General features: G+C 67.8%; 22 protein-coding genes and 1 pseudogene. 20 read left to right on the forward strand and 3 right to left on the reverse strand.

Annotation, left to right across the window (positions count from 1 at the left end; translation table 11 throughout):
• Positions 1 to 3: 3 nt before the first annotated feature.
• From JAN5088_RS15620 to JAN5088_RS19340, 15 genes and pseudogenes are all read left to right on the forward strand, one after another.
• Positions 4 to 393, forward strand: a complete 390-nt coding sequence (locus tag JAN5088_RS15620) for a hypothetical protein (protein ID WP_177220080.1) — start codon at positions 4 to 6, stop codon at positions 391 to 393.
• Between the two features lie 44 nt (positions 394 to 437).
• Positions 438 to 923, forward strand: a complete 486-nt coding sequence (locus tag JAN5088_RS15625) for a hypothetical protein (protein ID WP_055683816.1) — start codon at positions 438 to 440, stop codon at positions 921 to 923.
• Positions 923 to 1,441, forward strand: coding sequence for an HNH endonuclease (locus tag JAN5088_RS15630; protein WP_055683740.1), 519 nt, complete (start codon positions 923 to 925; stop codon positions 1,439 to 1,441). Before JAN5088_RS15625 ends, JAN5088_RS15630 begins: the two co-directional genes overlap by 1 nt.
• Positions 1,413 to 2,291 (forward strand): ATP-binding protein, encoded by an 879-nt coding sequence (locus JAN5088_RS15635; protein WP_055683817.1) that lies wholly within the window; start codon positions 1,413 to 1,415, stop codon positions 2,289 to 2,291. Before JAN5088_RS15630 ends, JAN5088_RS15635 begins: the two co-directional genes overlap by 29 nt.
• A 19-nt stretch (positions 2,292 to 2,310) precedes the next feature.
• Positions 2,311 to 2,940, forward strand: coding sequence for a hypothetical protein (locus JAN5088_RS15640; protein ID WP_055683741.1), 630 nt, complete (start codon positions 2,311 to 2,313; stop codon positions 2,938 to 2,940).
• A 14-nt stretch (positions 2,941 to 2,954) separates the two neighbouring features.
• A complete protein-coding gene (locus tag JAN5088_RS15645; RefSeq protein WP_055683742.1) occupies positions 2,955 to 4,619 on the forward strand; it encodes a DEAD/DEAH box helicase in 1,665 nt (554 codons plus the stop codon).
• Positions 4,620 to 4,840: 221 nt separating this feature from the next.
• Positions 4,841 to 5,041 (forward strand): DUF6511 domain-containing protein, encoded by a 201-nt coding sequence (locus JAN5088_RS15650; protein WP_036179811.1) that lies wholly within the window; start codon positions 4,841 to 4,843, stop codon positions 5,039 to 5,041.
• Positions 5,042 to 5,067: 26 nt separating this feature from the next.
• Entirely contained in the window at positions 5,068 to 5,808 is a 741-nt protein-coding gene (locus JAN5088_RS15655) for a hypothetical protein (protein ID WP_233489816.1), read from the forward strand.
• A 44-nt stretch (positions 5,809 to 5,852) separates the two neighbouring features.
• On the forward strand, positions 5,853 to 8,171 hold the full coding sequence (locus JAN5088_RS15660; protein WP_055683744.1) for an AAA family ATPase: 2,319 nt from the start codon (positions 5,853 to 5,855) through the stop codon (positions 8,169 to 8,171).
• A gap of 364 nt (positions 8,172 to 8,535) precedes the next feature.
• Positions 8,536 to 9,072: a hypothetical protein gene (locus JAN5088_RS15665; protein ID WP_055683745.1), complete on the forward strand. Its 537-nt coding sequence runs from the start codon at positions 8,536 to 8,538 to the stop codon at positions 9,070 to 9,072.
• A complete protein-coding gene (locus tag JAN5088_RS15670; RefSeq protein ID WP_082430047.1) occupies positions 9,069 to 9,272 on the forward strand; it encodes a hypothetical protein in 204 nt (67 codons plus the stop codon). Before JAN5088_RS15665 ends, JAN5088_RS15670 begins: the two co-directional genes overlap by 4 nt.
• On the forward strand, positions 9,265 to 9,711 hold the full coding sequence (locus tag JAN5088_RS15675) for a DUF6362 family protein (RefSeq protein WP_055683746.1): 447 nt from the start codon (positions 9,265 to 9,267) through the stop codon (positions 9,709 to 9,711). Before JAN5088_RS15670 ends, JAN5088_RS15675 begins: the two co-directional genes overlap by 8 nt.
• Positions 9,712 to 10,116: 405 nt before the next feature.
• On the forward strand, positions 10,117 to 11,493 hold the full coding sequence (locus tag JAN5088_RS15680) for a site-specific DNA-methyltransferase (RefSeq protein WP_055683747.1): 1,377 nt from the start codon (positions 10,117 to 10,119) through the stop codon (positions 11,491 to 11,493).
• A 1-nt stretch (position 11,494) separates the two neighbouring features.
• Positions 11,495 to 12,016 (forward strand): annotated as a pseudogene (locus JAN5088_RS19335) (DNA cytosine methyltransferase); the annotation flags it as partial.
• 190 nt (positions 12,017 to 12,206) lie between these two features.
• Positions 12,207 to 12,689, forward strand: coding sequence for a hypothetical protein (locus tag JAN5088_RS19340; protein ID WP_055683749.1), 483 nt, complete (start codon positions 12,207 to 12,209; stop codon positions 12,687 to 12,689).
• A gap of 8 nt (positions 12,690 to 12,697) precedes the next feature.
• Here the strand turns inward: JAN5088_RS19340 and JAN5088_RS15695 are convergent, their stop codons facing one another.
• Positions 12,698 to 13,882, reverse strand: a complete 1,185-nt coding sequence (locus JAN5088_RS15695) for an IS110 family RNA-guided transposase (protein WP_055683750.1) — start codon at positions 13,880 to 13,882, stop codon at positions 12,698 to 12,700.
• 234 nt (positions 13,883 to 14,116) lie between these two features.
• Between JAN5088_RS15695 and JAN5088_RS15700 the strand changes: the two genes are divergently transcribed.
• Positions 14,117 to 14,341 (forward strand): DUF7220 family protein, encoded by a 225-nt coding sequence (locus JAN5088_RS15700; protein ID WP_055683751.1) that lies wholly within the window; start codon positions 14,117 to 14,119, stop codon positions 14,339 to 14,341.
• Between the two features lie 53 nt (positions 14,342 to 14,394).
• On the opposite strand, the gene JAN5088_RS15705 is transcribed toward JAN5088_RS15700, so the two are convergent.
• Together JAN5088_RS15705 and JAN5088_RS15710 are read right to left on the reverse strand one after the other, a co-directional pair.
• Entirely contained in the window at positions 14,395 to 14,967 is a 573-nt protein-coding gene (locus JAN5088_RS15705; RefSeq protein ID WP_055683752.1) for a DUF3489 domain-containing protein, read from the reverse strand.
• Positions 14,968 to 15,057: 90 nt separating this feature from the next.
• Entirely contained in the window at positions 15,058 to 15,282 is a 225-nt protein-coding gene (locus JAN5088_RS15710; RefSeq protein ID WP_055683753.1) for a hypothetical protein, read from the reverse strand.
• Positions 15,283 to 15,393: 111 nt separating this feature from the next.
• On the opposite strand from JAN5088_RS15710, the gene JAN5088_RS15715 reads away from it, so the two are divergent.
• The 4 genes from JAN5088_RS15715 (at position 15,394) to JAN5088_RS15730 (ending at position 19,708) form a co-directional block, all read left to right on the forward strand.
• The gene (locus JAN5088_RS15715) at positions 15,394 to 15,990 is read left to right on the forward strand and encodes a hypothetical protein (protein ID WP_055683754.1); all 597 of its coding nucleotides are present in this window, start codon (positions 15,394 to 15,396) and stop codon (positions 15,988 to 15,990) included.
• A complete protein-coding gene (locus tag JAN5088_RS15720) occupies positions 15,938 to 17,953 on the forward strand; it encodes a phage terminase large subunit family protein (protein ID WP_055683755.1) in 2,016 nt (671 codons plus the stop codon). The genes JAN5088_RS15715 and JAN5088_RS15720 overlap by 53 nt, the downstream gene beginning before the upstream one ends.
• Before the next feature lies 1 nt (position 17,954).
• Complete coding sequence (locus JAN5088_RS15725; protein WP_028030714.1) at positions 17,955 to 18,164, forward strand: phage head-tail joining protein; 210 nt, start codon at positions 17,955 to 17,957, stop codon at positions 18,162 to 18,164.
• A 62-nt stretch (positions 18,165 to 18,226) separates the two neighbouring features.
• Positions 18,227 to 19,708, forward strand: a complete 1,482-nt coding sequence (locus tag JAN5088_RS15730) for a phage portal protein (RefSeq protein ID WP_233489817.1) — start codon at positions 18,227 to 18,229, stop codon at positions 19,706 to 19,708.
• The last annotated feature ends 3 nt before the right edge of the window (positions 19,709 to 19,711 follow it).

Below are 19,711 nucleotides of genomic sequence, written 5' to 3' on the forward strand. Positions count from 1 at the left end.
ATCATGTTCATGGGCACCACCGACTTCATCACGGTCCGCGCCCGCCGACCGCTCACCGAGATCGAGTTCTGCGCCTGGGTGGCGCAGGCCGTGCCGGGTGACCGGCTGGAGTACCATCGCGGCTTTCTGGTTCTCGACATCTTCCCGATGTTCGCCCGGCTCCCGGATCAGCAACGCGCGGAACTGGCCCGGCTCGGGTCGCGCGCCTTCTGGGCAGCCGAACAGGGTCTCGTGCACCTGGTGCAGGAGCGCACGGGCCCCGACCAGTTCGCCTACATCGCCGTCGCCCGCCCCAAGCCGAAGGCCGCAGCCGTCTCGCTGTCCGCGCTTCTGCTCGCCGAGCAGGGGCAGCCCGACCACGCCACCGGTTCGAGTGGTCGGGCTGCCGCGTGATGACCGCCTTCCAATCCCTTTTTGCCGATCATGGAGACCCTTACATGCCGTTCCCCGCGAACACCCCCACCGTCGACGACCTGCCGGGCCTCGGCCTGCAGGACATAGCCCAGCTGCCCGTCGAACTGCTGGCCATCCTGCAGCGCGATGTCGATGAGCGCATCAAGCGGGACAAGGCCGCGAAGGCCCGCCTCGATGGCGCGCTGACCGTCCGCTACGCTACCCGCGTCGCCGAGGAGCGGCAGGCCGCTCGCAAGGACACCGGCACGATCCACTTCGACGACGGAGATTTCACCGTGGTCGCCGATCTGCCGAAGCGGGTTGATTGGGATCAGGATCGTCTCGCCGCCATGGTCGAGCGCATCCGCGCCGCCGGGGACGATCCCGCGCAGTATGTCGACGTCGCCTTCAAGGTGCCCGAGCGCAAATACGCCGCCTGGCCCGATGCGATCCGCGCCGGTTTCGAGCCCGCGCGTACCGTCCGGCCCGGGACGCCGAAGATCGAGATCGTCCCGCAGGGAGGCGATTAATGACGGACAAGCTGCAGACGCCGATCGGCATGCGTTTCATCCGGCACGTTCACTTCTGCGATTCCGGCTGCTGGGATTGGACGGGTGCCAGGAACGAACACGGTTACGGCGTGATCGGCCGGGGACGGCGTGGCGAAGGAAACATCAAGGCCCACAGGCTGTCCTTCGAGATCTTCAACGCAGTGCAGCTGAACCCGGAACAGGTCATCTGCCACCGTTGCGAAAACCCGGCCTGCGTCAATCCCGATCACCTCTTCGTCGGCACCCAGCAGGACAATCTGGCCGACATGGCCCGCAAGGATCGGGGATCCATGCCGCCGCTGTTGCGCGGCGCCGAAAATCCGAAGGCCAAGCTGAACGAACACCTGGTCAGGCGGGCGTTCCAGCTTCGGGAGGATGGCCTGTCCACATACCGCATCGCCCATGAACTCCGCGTCAGTCGCCCGGCCATCTGCTCGGTTCTCAACAGAAAAACATGGAGGCATGTCGATGTCCGGACTTCCAAGCATATCGGCTGATCAACGGCTTGCCGAACCACGCGGCATCAAGGACTGCATCTTCGGGGTCAGCGGAATTGGCAAAACGTCACTGCTCTGGACCCTCGATCCCAAGCGCACGCTGTTCATGGATCTCGAGGCGGGCGATCTCGCCATCGAGGGCTGGGCGGGGGACAGCATCCGGCCGCGAACCTGGACGGAATGCCGGGATTTCGCGGTGTTCATCGGCGGACCGAACCCGGCCTTGCGCGACGAGCAGCCCTACAGCCCGGCGCACTACAGGGCTGTCTGCGACCGCTTCGGCGATCCGACAGCACTCGACCGCTACGACACGATCTTCGTGGACTCGATCACCGTAGCGGGGCGGCTGTGCTTCGGCTGGTGCAAGGGCCAGCCCGAGGCGCTGTCGGAGAAGACCGGCAAGCCGGATGTGCGCGGGGCCTACGGGCTGCATGGCCGCGAGATGATCGGCTGGCTCACGCATCTGCAGCACACGCGGGCCAAGAACGTCTGGTTCGTCGGGATCCTCGACGAGAAGCTCGACGACTTCAATCGCAAGGTTTTCCAGCCCCAGATCGACGGCTCGAAGACCGGGTTGGAGCTGCCGGGGATCGTCGACGAGGTGATCACCATGGCGGAGCTGAAGGCCGGTGGCGGCGATCCCTATCGCGCCTTCGTCTGCCAGACGATCAACCCCTGGGGCTTTCCGGCCAAGGACCGCTCGGGGCGTCTGGATCAGGTCGAGGAGCCTCACCTCGGCCGTCTGATGACGAAGATCCGCGCCCCAGTCGCGCCAGCGCCCAAGCGCCTGACCTACACCCCGCCACCCGCCGATCCGGCGGCTGACGCCCAATCCCAACCGCAATCCTGATCAGAAAAGGAGGTTCCCCATGGGTTCCTGGACCGATTTCAACGACGCGCAAAGCAACACCAACCTGATCCCGAAGGGCACGCTGGCCAAGGTGCGCCTGACCATCCGCCCCGGCGGTTTCGACGATGCCTCGCAGGGCTGGACCGGCGGCTATGCGACGCGCGGCTCGACCGGCGCGGTCTATCTGAACGGCGAGTTCACGGTGACCGAGGGGCAGTACGCCCGGCGCAAGATCTTCACCCTGATCGGGCTCTACGGCCCCAAGGGGCCGGACTGGGCGAACATGGGCCGCAGCCTCGTGCGCGGCATGCTGAACTCGGCCCGCGGGATTTCCGACAAGGACATGTCGGCCGAGGCGCAGGCGGCACGGCGCATCAGCGGCTTCGCTGATCTCGATGGGATCGAGTTCATCGCCCGCATCGACATCGGCACCGACGCCAGCGGCGACGACAAGAACGAGATCCGCAGCGCAGTCACGCCGGATCATCGCGATTACGCGCAGGTCATGGGGGCGGCTGGGCTGCAGTTCGGCGGACAGGGTGCAGCAGGACATGCCCCGCAGCAGACCACCCCTGCGGCACCGGCACATCAGCCCAGCCAGCCCGCTTCCGCCCCCGGGTTCGCCGGTCGGCCGAGCTGGGCGCAGTAAGGGGGAGACCGGCCATGCGCCTTCGCCCCCGCCAGAAGACCTTCGTCGAGCGCAGCGTGGCTGCGCTCGCCTCCCGCGGCAACACGCTGGGCGTGGCGCCCACTGGCGCGGGCAAGACCATCATGCTCTCGGCGGTCACCGGCGAGATGATCGGCGACGGCGCCAAGGCTTGCGTGCTCGCCCATCGCGACGAGTTGACGGAGCAGAACCGCGCCAAGTTCCAGCGCGTGGTGCCGGGCGTCGCCACCTCGGTCATCGACGCCACGGAGAAGTCCTGGGGCGGTCAGGTCGCCTTCGCCATGGTGCCGACGCTGGCGCGGACATCGAACCTTGCCGACATGCCACGTCTCGACCTGCTGGTCGTGGATGAGGCGCACCATGCCGTCGCCGACAGCTACCGCCGCATCATCGACCGGGTGCGCGAGGCCAATCCCGATGCCCGCATCTTCGGGATCACCGCCACGCCGAACCGGGGCGACAGGAAGGGCCTGCGCGACGTCTTCGACAATGTCGCCGACCAGGTGCGGCTGGGCGAGTTGATCGCCTCGGGCCATCTCGTGCTGCCCCGCACCTTCGTCATCGACGTGGGCGTGCAGGACGAACTGCGCTCGGTCCGCAAGACCATGTCGGATTTCGACATGGCGGAGGTGGCGGGCATCATGGACCGCGCCCCCGTCACCGACGAGGTGATCCGCCACTGGAAGGAAAAGGCGGGCGACCGGCAGACCGTGGTGTTCTGCTCCACCGTCGCCCACGCCGAGCACGTCACCGAAGCGTTCCGGGCGGCGGGCGTTTCCGCCGCGCTGATCCATGGCGATCTGGCGGCCGAGACCCGCAAGGCGATCCTCGCCGACTATGCGGCGGGCAGCATCCGCGTCGTGGTCAACGTGGCGGTGCTGACCGAGGGCTGGGACCATCCGCCCACCTCCTGCGTCGTGCTGCTGCGCCCCAGCTCCTACAAGTCCACCATGATCCAGATGGTCGGGCGCGGCCTGCGCATCGTCGATCCCGAGGAATACCCCGGTGTCGTGAAAACCGACTGCATTGTACTGGACTTCGGGACGTCGAGTCTCACGCACGGCACGCTGGAACAGGATGTCGATCTCGACGGGCGCGTTCCGACGCCGGGGGAAGCCCCCACGAAACTCTGCCCCGAATGCAAGGCCGAGATCCCGATCGCGGTCACCGAATGCCCGATATGCGGGTGCGAGCTGCCGCGCGAAGGCGCGGAGCCCATCGACAGTTTCGTCATGACCGAGCTCGACCTTCTCGAGCAATCGAGTTTCGCGTGGGTGGACCTGTTCGGCGACGACGCGGCGCTGATGGCCAACGGCTTTCACGCCTGGGGCGGCGTGTTCTTCCTCGAGGGCCGATGGCACGCGGTCGGGGGCGCCAAGGGCAAGGCGACGCGGCTCCTGAGCGTGGGCGAGCGCATCGTCTGTCTCGCGCAGGCCGACGACTGGCTGAACACCCATGAGACCGACGAGAGCGCCTTCAAGTCGAAGCGCTGGCTGAAGCAGGACGCGACGGAAAAGCAGCTGAACTGCCTGCCGCCCGAGTTCCGGCGCGACTACGGCCTTACCAGATATCGCGCCTCCGCGCTGATCTCGTTCCAGTTCAACAAGCGCGACATCCGGCGCCTCGTCACGGCGGCCGAGCCCGAGCGGAGGGCGGCGTGAATCATGTCGCGCAACTCCCATCCCCGCCCGCAGCGCCTGCGGATTGCCCGGAGCGTATTCGGCTCTGGCACCCGCGCCTCAAGCCTTGCGCCGTCTGTCTGCGCCCCGCGCGCGGCTTCGGTTTCTTCAACCCCAACAAACCCCGCCCCCGTGAACACCGCTGGTTCTGCTCGATGCACTGCCAGGCGTTCTTCGCGGCGCGCCACCGGAAAGGACTGACCATGCAGGGAACGACCGATGAAGAACGCCTCGCCATAGCGATGGTGATGAAACGGCTGGGCCAGACAATGGACCTGATCGGCTGGGACAAACGGCTGCGCGATCTCACCGAAACCGATGTCACCGCCCTGATCGAGGAGGTTCTGGAGGGCTATGGCGCCGAGATGTCGCGCATCGCCGCCAAGGGCGAGGTGCCGTTCTGATGCTGGATTTCAACCCGCGCCCCTCCATGGCCGAGCGGATCAACGCGCTGGTCGACGTGGCACTCATCGCCGAGCGGAAGGCCACGCCGCGCCGGACCTATCTCGGCGCGTCCCGTCTGGGGCATGCCTGCGAACGCGCGCTGCAGTTCGAGTTCGCGGGCGCGCCCAAGGATGAGGGCTCGGACTTTGGCGGGCAGACCCTGCGGATTTTCGAGATCGGTCACCAGCTCGAGGACCTGGCGATCCGCTGGCTGCGGGCGGCCGGGCTGGACCTCTACACCCGCAAGGGCAACCGCCCCGATGGGGAACAGTTCAGCTTCTCCGTCGCGGGCGGCCGCATCCGTGGCCATGTCGACGGGGTGATCGCCGCGGCCCCGGCCGCGCTCGGTCTGCGCACCCCGGCGCTCTGGGAATGCAAGACGATGAACGCGAAGAACTGGCGGGCCTGCGTCAAGGACGGGGTCGCCGTCTCCAAGCCCGTCTATGCCGCCCAGATCGCGATCTACCAGGCTTACATGGAGCCGTCGGTGCCAGGCATTTCCTCGGCCCCGGCACTGTTCACGGCGATCAACAAGGACACGGCCGAACTGCATCACGAGCAGGTCGCCTTCGATGCCGACCTCGCGCAGCGCATGTCCGACCGCGCGGTGCGGATCCTGCAGGCCACCGACGCGGGCGAGCTGCTGCCCCGCATCGCTGCCAACCGCGACTTCTTCGAGTGCCGGTTCTGCGTTCATGCCGAGCGGTGTTGGAGTCTGGCTGCATGAGCGACGAGCCCACCGAGCCATCCGATCCCGACCAGGAGCCAGCCATGCGCGACGACACCACGCCCGATGAGCCCAAGGAAAACATTGTCCATTTCAACCCATGGCGCGACTTCAACGACGCCGCGCCGCAGATCGACGTCTTCGGCGACGAGCCCGACCCTGCGCAGATCGCGCAATTCATGCAGCTCGTCTTCGGGTATTGCGACGGGCTGATCCCGGTCCGCAGCTTCATCGACAAGGGCCAAGGCATCGACGGCCGCCCGCATAACATCTGGCTGGAGGCGGATCATTCCGCCCCGGAAAAGATGGCGACCTTCGCGACATGGGCCTCGCGCGAGGGGGCGGCGGTCTATGTGATCCCCGGCACCGTGGCCGCGCCCGGTCAGGCCAAGGCGGCCGACATCCTGCAGATGCAGACGGTGGTGGTCGATCTCGACACCGGTGACATCGCCGCCAAGCGCGCGCACCTCGAGCGCCACCTTGGCGCTCCCAGCATGGTGGTGGAGAGCGGCGGCGTCACGGCCGAGGGGCAGCGCAAGTGCCATGTCTGGTGGGCGCTGACCGAACCCGCCGAGGGCGACGACATCGCGCGTGTCTGCCGTCTGCGCGGCGACATCGCCGCAAAGGTCGGCGGCGACATGCATTTCCGCTCCGCCCATCAGCCGATCCGGGTGGCGGGCAGCGTCTATTACAAGAACAACCTCAAGACGCAGGTGCGGATCGTCGAACTGAACGCCGACCGCGAACGCGATCTGGCCGAATTCATCGAAGCCGTCACCGACATGCCGCCCGCGCCGGGCGTGTCCCTGCAGCCCGCGTTCACCCATCCCGACAAGCCCAACCTGGACAATGTGCTGGTCACGCCGGTGCGCGAAGGGGCGCAGGACGACTGGTCCCGCTTCGAAGGTGCGTCCGCCGCGATCGGGCATTTCATCCGCATGGTCCACGAGGGCCGGATGACAAAGGACGAGGGCTGGATCGGCATCTGCGGCTACAACGCCGCGATGCTGCGACCCCAGTGGCCCGTCGAGCGGCTCAAGCGGGAATCCGAGCGGCTCTGGGAACGGCATGTCGAGAAATACGGCCCGCCGCTGATCCGGCTGGACTCCGGCGCACCGGGACCGGTCGAGATGCCCGCCTTCACGTTGGGCGCGCTGCTGGACGATCAGAGCCCGATGCCGGAGGACATCATCGCGCCCCGGGTGCTGACGCCGGGCGGACTGCTGGTGCTGGGCGGTGCGCCCAAGGTGGGCAAGAGCGACCTGCTGATTTCCTGGCTCGTCCACATGGCCGCTGGCGTGCCGTTCCTCGGCTTCACGCCGCCAAGGCCGCTGCGGATCTTCTACCTGCAGGCCGAGATCCAATATCACTATCTGCGGGAGCGACTGAAGCAGATCGCCCTGCCGTCCGACGTGCTGGCCGCCGCGCGCGACACCTTCGTCGCCACACCCAAGCTGAAAATGCTGCTCGACAACGAGGGCAGCGTGCGGGTCGCCCGTGCGATCCGGACGGCATTCCCGGATGCGCCGCCCGACATCTTCTGCGTCGACCCGATCCGGAACCTATTCGATGGCGGACCCGATGGCGGTGGCGAGAACGACAACACCGCCATGATGTTCTTCCTAAAGGAGCGGGTCGAGGTTTTGCGCGACCACATCGACCCGGACTGCGGGGTCATCCTGATCCACCACACCAAGAAGCTCAACAAGCACCAGGTGAAGGAGGATCCATTCCTCGCGCTTTCGGGCGCCAGCGCCCTGCGGAGCTTCTACACCTCCGGCCTCATCCTGCACCGCCCCGACGAGGACGCGTCAGAGCGCAAGCTGGAGATCGAGCTGCGCAACGGCCCCGCGCTGCCCTCGAAGCTGATCGACAAGGTTCGCGGCCAATGGGTCGAGATCAACCCGATGAACGAGCGCCTCGTGCGTCAGGACATCGGCGCCAGACACGATGCCGAGCGGGATCGGAAAAACCAGGTCGTCCTGGGGATGATCTTCGACGAGGCGGCCGAGGGTCGGCTCTACACCGCCACGCAGTTCGCGGAGGCGTTCGAGAACCAGCACGATCTCGGCGGGCGCTACAGCATCCGTGAGCGGCTGTCGGTGCTCGCCACAAAGGGCCTGATCAAGTTCCGCCGGAGTTTCACGGAGCACGGGTATGCCGGGACGCAATCACATTTCGGATATCTCGTGATCAGGGACATGCGCTTCGGCCGCGATCCCGTGATCGACACGGACACCGGAGAGGTCCTTGCCGAAGGCGTCGCGGTGCTGCCGACCCACTACAAATGCCCCCATTCCGGCCGCGCGCGAGAGGTCGAGAACCCCTCCGTCTGGGTCTATCCGGAGGAGGCCCATGACTGACTTCCTCATCATGAGCGCGACCTGCCTCATTCTCATCCCTTCCTCATGGTCCAATGAAATCAATGGGTTGGCGATGAGGATGAGAAAGGCCTTCCTCATCGACCCGCCTCATCCCTTGAGTCGTGAAAAATCAACGGGAACAGAGTCTTGCAGCCATAACATGAGGCGAGTGGGCAAGCCCCCATACTATGTATGGGGAGGCCAACCGGCAGGTTTGGCCTCGCCTCCCATACGTCGAGGGTGTCCGCGCGCGGGCTCCGACGCTCCCTGCACATTCCGATCCGACGACGGCGGCCCCGTACCGCCAAGCAACAGACCGCCGTCGTCTTCCACCCGAGCAGCCAACCAGAAGAGGAGACCACCCATGGCTGACCTGACTCTCGCCACCTCCAGCCGCGCGGCAATCCCCGATCTGCGGCCCGTCGTCCACGCCAACCGGGTGATGCTGGCGCTCGACCTCGGCACCGCAACGGGATGGGCGCTGCACGGCATCGACGGGCTGATCACCTCCGGCACGGCGTCGTTCCGCCCCGGCCGGTTCGACGGTGGCGGCATGCGGTATCTCCGCTTCACCAACTGGCTCACCGAAATCTACCGGCTGTCGGGCCCCGTCGCCGCCATCTGGTTCGAGGAGGTCCGCCGCCATGCCGCGACCGACGCCGCCCATGTCTACGGCGGGCTGATGGCCACGCCGACGGCATGGGCCGAACTGCGCGGCATCCCCTACGAGGGTGTCCCGGTCGGCACCATCAAACGCCACGCCACCGGCAAGGGCAACGCGAACAAGGACGCCATGATGGCCGCTGCCCGGGCGCGCGGCTTCTCGCCCGCCGACGACAACGAGGCCGACGCCATCGCGATTCTGCTCTGGGCGCTGGAAACGCGCGGAGGTGTGCAATGAGCGGGATGCGGTTCACGCCCAAGGGCTACGGCGGCCATCGCCGCAATCCCGACGAGGTCAAGCGCGACGGCTGGAAGGAACAGGGCCTGTTGGCCGTCGCCATCGACGACGACCGCCTGGCCTGGCCGGAGCGCGAGTTGGTCCGTCAGCTCGGCGAGCGGCTCTACGGCAAGCGGGAACGGGAGGCGCGTCATGGGTGAGTGGACCACAGCGCAGGTGCAGGACCGGCTGGAACTTGCGGCGGGCGTCATGCGGCAGATGCCGGGCGTCATGCCACAGGGCTTCTTCAACGCGTGGCCTGAGTATTTCCACAGCTTCGCCGACAAGGTCGGCCAGGAGCCGCAGATGCGTCGCCCGAGGCCCAGCCCGCGTCAGATCACGCAGGCCGAGGAAGCGATGCTCTGGCTGCGCTGGCTCGAGCCCGAGGATGGGCGCCTGGTCTGGGCCCGCGCCGACGGCATGGCGTGGAAGCCGATCTGCTGGCAGTTCGGCCTGTCGCGCACGGCCGCGACCAAGCGCTGGCAATACGGCCTTGCGGTGATCACCTGGCGGCTGAACGGTCGCGTGCCGTCGTCCCGGCGCTCGCAGCAGTTCGTCATCGAAAACGCCAATCGGCTGTCAAGAAAAATCGTCCTCTGAGGAAATTTTCGGGTGTACATCGCGGGCCCTTACACATTTCGTCGGGGCCGTTAGAAAACGAATATGCTCGGGAGAGGAGCGGGCAGGCAAACGCCGCGCCGCTGGCTTCCGGGGTCCAGCGAAAGGTCCGGCCGGGGTCCAATGGGCTAACCCATTGAGTTCTTGGTTCCTTCCTGGCGATATTCGTATGCTGGCGGGCGAAGCGCGGGACATCGCCAGCGACAAGGCCGGATTTTTGGGAAGCCACCCGGAAGCCGGACCCGCTCATGCCCCGCTCAAACACCAATGAACGCTGGCCTTCCGACCGGACACCGCTGGTAGCCGCTGGACCCCGCTTGGAGTCCGGCCCGGCATCCGGAGTCCGGAAGCCACCGGCATCCACCCGACCGAGGAACCTTGCCCACCATGACGCTGAGCTTCGCCCCGGACGCGATCGAGACGTGGCCGCTGGCCAAGCTCCAGCCCTACGCGAAGAACGCGAAGGCGCATGGCGCGGACCAAGTGGCGAAGATCGCCGCCAGCATGGCCGAGTTCGGCTGGACCGTGCCATGCCTCGTGGCCGAGGACGGGGAACTGATCGCGGGGCACGGGCGCGTGCTGGCGGCAACCCAGCTGGGACTGAACGAAGCGCCGGTCATCGTGCTCGGGCATCTGACCGAGGCGCAGCGCCGGGCGTACCGCATCGCCGACAACAAGCTGACCGAACTCGGCACCTGGGACGAGGCGCTGCTGTCGGCGGAACTGAACAATCTGCTGGCCGAAGACTTCGACCTGTCGCTGGTCGGGTTTTCCGATGGCGAACTGGACAAGCTGCTGGCCTACGTCGCGGAAGACGACGGTGAAGAAGGTGGCGCCGGGGGCTCCGTGCCGCCGGTGACCATCCCCGAACCGCCGCGCAATCCTGCCTCGCGCACCGGCGATCTGTGGATCCTCGGCGACCACCGCCTGCTCTGCGGTGACAGCACCAGCGCTGCCGATGTGCGCCTCCTGATGAACGGCGAGCGGGCGATCCTGTTCGCGACCGACCCGCCGTATCTGGTGGATTACGACGGCTCGAACCATCCGACGCGGAACAAGGACTGGTCGGCGTCCTACGGCACGACCTGGGACGACAGTTCGCAGGGCGCGGAACTCTACGACGGCTTCATCGCGGCCGCCGTGGCGGAGGCCATCGCCGAGGACGCCGCTTGGTACTGCTGGCACGCCTCGCGTCGCCAGGCGATGCTCGAGGCCTGCTGGGAGAAGGCCGGGGCCTTCGTCCATCGGCAGATCATCTGGGTGAAGGACCGCAGGGTCCTGACCCGCTCGCATTACCTCTGGAAGCACGAGCCCTGCTTCATGGGCTGGCGCCGCCCGAACCGCCCACCCAAGGTCGCCGAGCAGACGCTGCCCTCGACCTGGGAAATGGCGTCCTTCGCCAAGGACGAGCGCCCGGACCACCCGACGCCGAAACCGCTGGACGCTTTCGGCATCCCGATGCGCCAGCACGTCGCCCGTGGCGGCCTCTGCTACGAGCCCTTCTCGGGCTCCGGCTCGCAGATCATGGCGGGCGAGGCCAACGGCCGTCGCGTCTTCGCGATGGAGATCAGCCCGGCCTACGTCGATGTCGCCGTGGAACGCTGGCAGGCCGAGACCGGCCGCGACGCGATCCGTGACGGCGACGGTCGGACCTTCGCGCAGGTGAGGACCGAGCGGCTGGGCGACGACGCCGAGGCCCGGGCCGATACGCCGGACCCGGACGCCGCCCCAGAACCCGCGCGAAAGCGCAAGACCGCCGCGTGACATGCATGACCTGGCTTTACCTTCCGCCGGACGCGCTTCCGGAGCCGGAGACGCATGCCTCTTCGGCCTCTCGCTCTGTTCCGGCGCAGGTGGTCTCGACCTCGGGCTCACCATCGCCATCCCCGGATATCGTGCTGTGGGCCATGTCGAACGGGAAACCTTCGCCGCAGCCACTCTCGTGGCGCGGATGGAAGACGCGTCCCTGGATCAGGCTGTTGTCTGGGACGACGTGGGAACCTTCGACGGCCGCCCTTGGCGCGGCGCGGTGGACATCGTCACTGCGGGCTATCCGTGCCAGCCGTTCTCAGTCGCAGGCCGACGGCTCGGTGCCGATGATCCACGCCACCTTTGGCCGCATGTCGCCCGCATCATCGGGGAATGCGAGCCGCCCTTCGTCTTCCTCGAGAATGTCGCCCATCATCTCCGCCTCGGCTTCCCCGAAGTCGCCGCAGGACTGGTCGGCATGGGCTACCGCCTTGCGGCAGGCCTCTTCACGGCGGCGGAAGTCGGCGCGCCCCAAAAGCGCGAGCGGCTGTTCATCCTCGCCATCCGCGAGGGGGACGAATTGGCCGACCCCGCGCGCCTGCTCTGGCACCCGGTCGAGTGGCGGGAACCGGACAGAACTGCTGCGGCTGTGGCCGACGCAGAAGGCGAGCGCCAACGAGAACCGGCAAACGAAGCCGACGCCGTCGCAGGAAGCGGGCCAGCACGGCATGAACCTCGCGACGACGGCAGCCCTATGGCCGACGCCGCAGATCGACAGTTTCCGCAGCCGGGGTGGCGAGCGGAAGGACGAGAAGGGTCTGGACCGCATGGCGCGGGACTGGCCGACGCCGATGGCGAACGACGGCTGCAAGCCGAGCGCGGGCAACCGCAGGAGTGCCGACCTGACCCACGCGGCCGGGATGTGGATGACGCCGACGGCGCGGGACCACAAGGATGGGGCGACGACACTGGCGAACACGCCGGTCAACGGCCTGCTTGGCCGCCAGGTCCTGGTGACGCCGATGGCTGGGACGAATACCTCCGATGCGCGCCGGACCTTGAACCCGCTGTTCGTCGAGGCGCTGATGGGCTGGCCCACCGGGTGGACCGGCTTCGCCTCTGTGGCAACGGCGTGGTCCCCTTGGTTGCGGCGCATGCGCTGCGAACTCTGGCGGCTGAACTGCTGGCCGATGGATGAGGCAGCCGCCTAATGCGTCAGTCAAGCGGCCAGTTTGAAGTTTTCGCGGAAGGGCTCCCGGCTTCGGAGAATGGCCCAGAGCACGTTCACGCGCCGTCTTGCCAGGGCGATGACGGCCTGGTGGTGACGTTTTCCTTCGGCGCGTTTGCGGTCGTAGAAGGCGCGGCTGTCAGGACGGCCGAGGGAGGTGAAGGCGGCCTGGTAGAAGAGGCGCTTGAGGGCCTTGTCGCCGCCGGCGGCGCGGCGCAGGAAGCTTGTCTTGCCGGACTGGCGCAGCACCGGGGCGAGGCCTGCGGCCGCGGCGAGGGCATCGGCGCTGTCGAAGCGGCCGATGCGGCCGACGAGCGCGATGAACTCGGCGGTGAGCGTGGCCCCCATCCCCGGCATCGAGAGGATGAGGGCCGCGTCAGGGTGGTTTGCAAGCCGCTCCCGGATCGCCTGATCGGTGGCCTTGAGCCGGTCGAGGGCGACGAGCGCCTCGCGGGCGATATCGGCGATGATCTCTGCCTGCAGGCGCCCGCCCGGAATCGCGACGGTCTGCGCCTGAGCGGCCCGGACGGCGTCCTCGGCCAGCGCCTCGAGGCCGCGCAGGCCGGTCGCGGCCTTGGTGAGCCTTCGGACGATGCGCTTCGCCCCGGCGGCGCGGATATCTTCGGGCGCGGCATAGTGGCTGAGAAACATCAGGCCGGTGCCGGTCGTGGGGTCGATGCGCCGCTCCAGCGCCGGAAAGAGACCGGAAAGCAGGTCGCGCAGACGCGCCGCGCGCCGGGTCTGCTCGGTGACGAGCTCGCGGCGGCGTCCGACCAGGAGGCGGATCTCGGCGTCGAGCCGGTCGGACGGCTCCACCGCGCGCAGGTCGGGCCGCGTGCGCGCCAGCTCGGCGATGACGGCGGCGTCCTTCGGATCGGACTTGCGCTCGCCGCCCCGGATGCCCTGGCGCGCGCGGTTCACCGCGAGCCCCGGCGTGTGGACGAGCGGCAGCCCGGCCTCGGCGAACATCGCGCAGAGGAGGCTCGCCGCGCCGCCGAGCATGTCGATCGCTGTCCGCGTGGCGCGGGCCTCCAGCGCCTCGATCTCGTCGATCAGCGCCCCGATGGCGGCCGGATCGTTATCCACCGCATGGCTGAACAGGACCCGCGCATCGCGGTCCATGGCGCAGGCCCAGTGCACCTCCTTGGCCACGTCTATCCCGATGAAGACAACCATTCCTCCCTCCGTCGCTGTTGCGTCCCACGGCGCCCCGCCTTCGCCGTCGTCGCCTTACGGAGCGATGGATCGCGCAGCCTAATCAGCGGTCGAGACGGGCCTCGGAAGCGGGGGGAAATGCCACCTGAACCATCGCGGGCAGCCAGCATGATATCCATCCCCGCTTCCCTGCCATCCCCGGATCATATCCCCGGAATGGCAGACGCCGAAGCGCAGAAAAAAGGGTAAGGCGGCATGAAGCAGTCCCGCCTCATGTCGCTGGTCGAGTCCGTCGTCAACGTGCTCGTCGGCTACGGCGTCGCGGTCGTGACGCAGATCCTGATCTTCCCGATCTTCGGGCTGCACACGACGCTGGCGCAGAACCTGAAGATGGGCGCGGTGTTCACCGTGGTGAGCATTGCACGGTCCTTCGCCCTGCGGCGGGTGTTCGAGGCGATCCGGATGCGGAGCGCCAAATGATCGACCGCCGCCCCGGAGGGACGGCGGCAATCGACTTGTCTGGGTCCGGTGCCTCAGGCGGCAGGGAGTTTGTACACACGCCCCCGGTTCTCGACCTTCTCCGAGGTCACCTCGAGCCCGAGCTTCTTCTTCAGCGCCCCGGCCATCGCGCCGCGCACCGTGTGCGACTGCCAGCCCGTCGCGGCCATGATCTCCTCGATGGTCGCGCCGTCCGGCGCGCGCAGCATGGCGATCAGCGTGGCCTGCTTGGTGCCCTCGCGCGGCGTGCGCGTCTTAGGCGCAGCCTTCGGTTCGGTGGGGGTGTCCGGCGCGGGCTCCTCGGTCGGCGCGTCCGTTGCGCCCGCAGGCGCGGGGTTCGCGTCCTCGGTCTCGATGCCGATGGCGGCGAGGCCTGCGTCGGTGGCGACCAGCGTGACGCCGTGGCCGTCGCCGGTCTCGCGCCAGACGGGCTCGCTCTTGCGCATGTCCGCTTCGACCTCTTCGAGGAAGCCCTTGGCGAGCATCGCGCCGACCACCTTGGCGGCGGCGCCACCCCGCAGGCTCTCGGGCAGCGGCAGGGCGATGTGCTCGGGCCGCCGTGCGGCGGCGCTCAGGATCAGGGCTTGGGTGTCGGAAAGTTTGGTCATCGTCGTCTCCCGTATCGGGGCGCGCGGAATGCGGGCCCTTCTACGAGGTCGAGCCCGCCATTCGGCGGGCGGGACCGGGGGCGGGTCGTCTCACTCGGCGTGTTCGCCTTCGCTGAAGGCCATGTCGGTGATCTCGCGCAGCTTGTCGCGGTAGTGGTTCAGGGTGCCGACATGGCCCCAGTTGATCTCGTCGGGGCTGTTCTCGAAATGGTCCGCGCTGAGGGCGGCGAGCCGCTCCAGCATCGCGTCGATCTCCGTCTTCGCGGCGATGAAGGCGTCGAGGGCTTTCGTGTTGTCGGTCGCGCGGCGGGTCATCTTGGTGGCTCCTTGGTGAGTTGCATCGCTTCTTTGAAGTGACGTTCGCTCCCCTGGCGAGGCTTATCAACTAGATAAGCACATGATCTTGAATGATAATCGGAGCTGTCGATGCAGGGCATGAGCGAGCGCCAGTACGCCGCCCATGTCGGGCTGTCGCGGGGCGCGATCCAGAAGGCGAAGACCGCCGAGCGCCTGGTCCTCTATCCCGACGGCAGCATCAACGCGGCCGCCAGCGACGCCAGGCGCGCCGAGACGACGGACCCGTCGAAGACCCGCAAGCCACCCGCGCCGAAGCTGAAGCCCGTCCCCGAGGCCGCGGTGACCGCTGTCGGCGATACATTGCGCGAACAGGGTCTGGCGGTTCCGGCGGTCGGCGGCGGCACGACCTTCCTGCAGGCGAAGACGGCGAACGAGGTGCTGAAGGCGCAGGAGCGGCGCATCCGGCTCCAGAAGCTGAAGGGGGAGTTGATCGAGCGGGCCCGCGCGCTGGCGCTGGTGTTCCGCCTGGCGCGGGAGGAACGGGACGCGTGGGTGAACTGGCCCGCGCGCGCGGCGGCGCTGATGGCGGCCGAGCTCTCGGCCTCGTGCAGCGAGGCAACAGGCCAGCAGATCACCGCGGAGCCAGCCGCGATGCAGAAGGTCTTGGAGAAACATGTACGCGCCCACCTCGACGAACTCGCCGAGGTCCGGCCCGACTTCCGATGAGAGCGGCGATGATCTTGGCGGCCTGAGGGACTTCGACGGCGCGGGCGAGATACTGCGCGCCTGGGGCAGCGGGCTGCGGCCAGACCCGGACCTGACCGTCTCGGAATGGGCGGACCGGCACCGCATGCTCTCGGGCCGCGCCTCGGCCGAACCGGGGCGATACCGTACGGTGCGCACGCCCTACATGCGCGAGATCATGGACCGGCTGAGCCCCGGCGATCCCACGCAGCGGATCGTGTTCATGAAGGCCGCGCAGGTCGGGGCGACAGAGGCGGGCAACAACTGGATCGGGTTCGCGATCCACCAGGCGCCGGGTCCGATGCTGGCGGTCCAGCCCACGGTGGAACTGGCCAAGCGCAACTCGCGCCAGCGGATCGACCCGCTGATCGACGAGAGCCCCGAGTTGCGGGAGCGGGTGAAGCCTGCGCGATCCCGCGATGCGGGCAACACGATGCTGTCCAAGGAGTTCGGAGGCGGCATCCTGATCATGACCGGGGCAAACTCGGCGGTCGGGCTCCGGTCCACCCCGGCGCGCTACATCTTCCTCGACGAGGTCGACGCCTATCCGGCCTCGGCCGACGAGGAAGGCGACCCAATCACGCTCGCCGAGGCCCGGTCGCTGACCTTTGCCCACCGGCGCAAGGTGCTGCTGGTCTCGACGCCGACGATCCGGGGGCTGTCGCGCATCGAGCGGGAGTTCGAGGCGAGCGACCAGCGCCGGTTCTTCGTGCCGTGCCCGCATTGCGGCCACGCGCAGTGGCTGAAGTTCGACCGGCTGCGCTGGCAGAAGGGCCGCCCGGAGACGGCGGAGTACCACTGCGAGGGCTGCGAGAGGCCCATCGCGGAACACCAAAAGACGGCCATGCTGGAGGGCGGCGAATGGCGGGCGACCGCCACGGCCGCCGATCCGACCACGGTCGGGTATCACCTCTCGGCGCTCTATTCGCCGATCGGCTGGCTGAGCTGGGAGCGGATCGTGCGGGCTTGGGACGCGGCGCAAGGCTCGGACGAGGCGATCAAGGCGTTCCGCAACACGATCCTCGGCGAGACATGGGTCGAGACCGGAGAAGCGCCGGACTGGCAGCGGCTCTACGACCGGCGCGAGCGCTGGACATCCGGCATGGTGCCTGCGGGCGGGCTGTTCCTGACAGCGGGGGCCGACGTGCAGAAGGACCGGATCGAGGTCGATGTCTGGGCCTGGGGTCGCGGTCTCGAAAGCTGGCTCGTCGATCATGTCGTCATCGAGGGCGGGCCGGACCGGCATGACGCGTGGTCGGATCTGACCGCCTTGCTGGATCGAAACTGGCCGCACGAACGCGGCGCGCATCTCAGGATCGCGCGGCTCGCCATCGATACCGGCTACGAGGCCCCGGCGGTCTATTCCTGGTCGCGAGCGCAAGGCTTCGCGCAGGTCTCGCCGGTCAAGGGCGTCGAGGGGTTCAACCGCTCGAGCCCGGTGTCGGGCCCGACCTTCGTCGACGCGACCGAGGGCGGCAAACGCCTCCGCCGCGGGGCGCGGCTCTGGACCGTGGCGGTGTCGACCTTCAAGGCCGAGACATACCGCTTCCTGCGGCTGGAGCGCCCGACCGAGGAGGACATGGCCGACGGGGCGGCGTTCCCGCCCGGCTCGGTGCACCTGCCGCATTGGGTCGACAACGAATGGCTGAAGCAGTTCGTGGCCGAGCAGTTGGTGACGGTGCGCACGAAGCGCGGCTTCGCCCGGCTGGAATGGCAGAAGCTGCGCGAGCGCAACGAGGCGCTGGACTGCCGGGTCTATGCCCGCGCCGCCGCCTGGATCGCGGGCGCGGACCGCTGGCCCGACGAGAAATGGCGCGACCTCGAGGATCAGCTCGGGGCGGCGCCAACGGAAATGGATGGCGCAGGGCGGGTCAACCGACCGCAATCCGCACCCCAAGGAAAGCGGCAGTCGGACTGGCTGGGCCGACGCGAAGGATGGTTCTGACATGACCGACTGGACGGAAACCGAGCTGTCGGCGCTGCGCCGCGCCTATGCCAGCGGCACGACCCGGGTCAGCTACGACGGTAAATCCGTTGATTATGGATCAGCCGAGGATCTGCTGGCGCGTATTCGCACCATCGAGCGGGCCATCGCAGGCACGACACGGCCACTGCCGGTCGCTGGTCTCGCGGGCTTCTCGCGCGGTGATCGGTGATGTCCGCGAACTGGTTTGACCACGCGATTGCCTCCGTGGCACCCCGCACAGCGGCTCGCCGCGTGCTGGCCCGGCAGGCGTTCGAAACCCTGACTCGGGGTTATGATGGCGCGGCCAAAGGGCGGCGGACGAAGGGGTGGCGTGCGCCGGGAACTTCCGCCGACACCGAAGTCGGCATCGCCGGGGCGCTCCTGCGGGACCGGATGCGCGATCTGGTCCGCAATAACCCGCATGCGGCGAAGGCCGTGGCGGTGCTGGTGAACAACATCGTCGGTGCGGGCATCATGCCCCGCGCGGCCAGCGGCAATGACAAGCTGGACCGCAAAGTCGATGCGCTCTTCGCACGGTGGTCAGATGCCGCCGATGCCGATGGTCAGCTCGACTTCTATGGGCTACAGACCCTGATCTGCCGCGAGATGGTCGAAGCAGGTGAGGTCCTTGTGCGTCGCAGGCTACGGCGATCCTCGGACGGTCTGCCGGTGCCGCTCCAATTGCAGGTGTTAGAGGCCGACTTCCTCGATGCCACGAAATCCGGCGCGCTCGGCGTAGGACGTCTGGTCCAGGGGATCGAGTTCGACCCGGTCGGCAAGCGCCGGGCCTACTGGCTCCACGCAGAGCATCCGGGCGACGCCTACGGCGCGCTGCAGAACGGCCTGCAGAGCCGTCCGGTCCCGGCGACCGAGATCGCTCATGTCTATGAAAAACAGCGCACGCAGGCGCGCGGGGTTCCCTGGGGCGCACCGGTGATCCGGTCCCTGCGCGATCTCGACGACTACGAGGTGGCGGAACTGGTCCGCAAGAAGACCGAGGCCTGCGTCACCGCCATCGTCTTCGGCGATGACGAAGCCCAGCAGGGTATCGCGCCCTCGGTGGTCGATGCCGACGGCAACCGCGTCGAGCAGTTCGAGCCGGGCCTCATCGCCTATGCGCGCGGTGGAAAGGACATCCGCTTCAACCAGCCCTCGGCCACGGGTGGCTACGGCGAATACAAGCGCGCGAGCCTGCACACCAACTCGGCCGGGTTCCGGGTGCCCTACGAATTGCTGACGGGCGATCTTAGCCAAGTGAACTATTCCTCGATCCGCGCCGGGCTGGTCGAGTTCCGCCGCCAGATCGATGCCGTGCAGTGGCAGCTGTTCATTCCGATGTTCTGCGCCCCGGTTTGGCGCTGGTTCACCGAGGCCGCGTGGGCAGCAGGGCAGATCCCATCGCCGGACGTACCGGTCGAATGGTCGCCGCCGAAGTTCGAGGCGGTCGATCCGCAGAAGGATGCGATGGCGAACCTGCTGTCGATCCGCTCCGGCACCATGACGCTCGCCGAGGTGATCGCGAAACAGGGCCGCAATCCCGACGCGGTGCTGGCCGAGATCGCCGCGACGAACGCAAAGCTCGATGCGCTGGGGCAGGTGCTCGACAGCGACCCGCGGCGCGTCACGAAAACTGGCAGCGCACAGAGCAAAGATCCGGCGAATGATCCGGCCGCCGACGACACCACCGCCGAAGCGGATGAAACCGACCCGGCGCAGGCCGACCAACAGGACTGACCT

Source organism: Jannaschia rubra (assembly GCF_001403735.1).
Taxonomy (GTDB): Bacteria; Pseudomonadota; Alphaproteobacteria; order Rhodobacterales; family Rhodobacteraceae; genus Jannaschia; species Jannaschia rubra.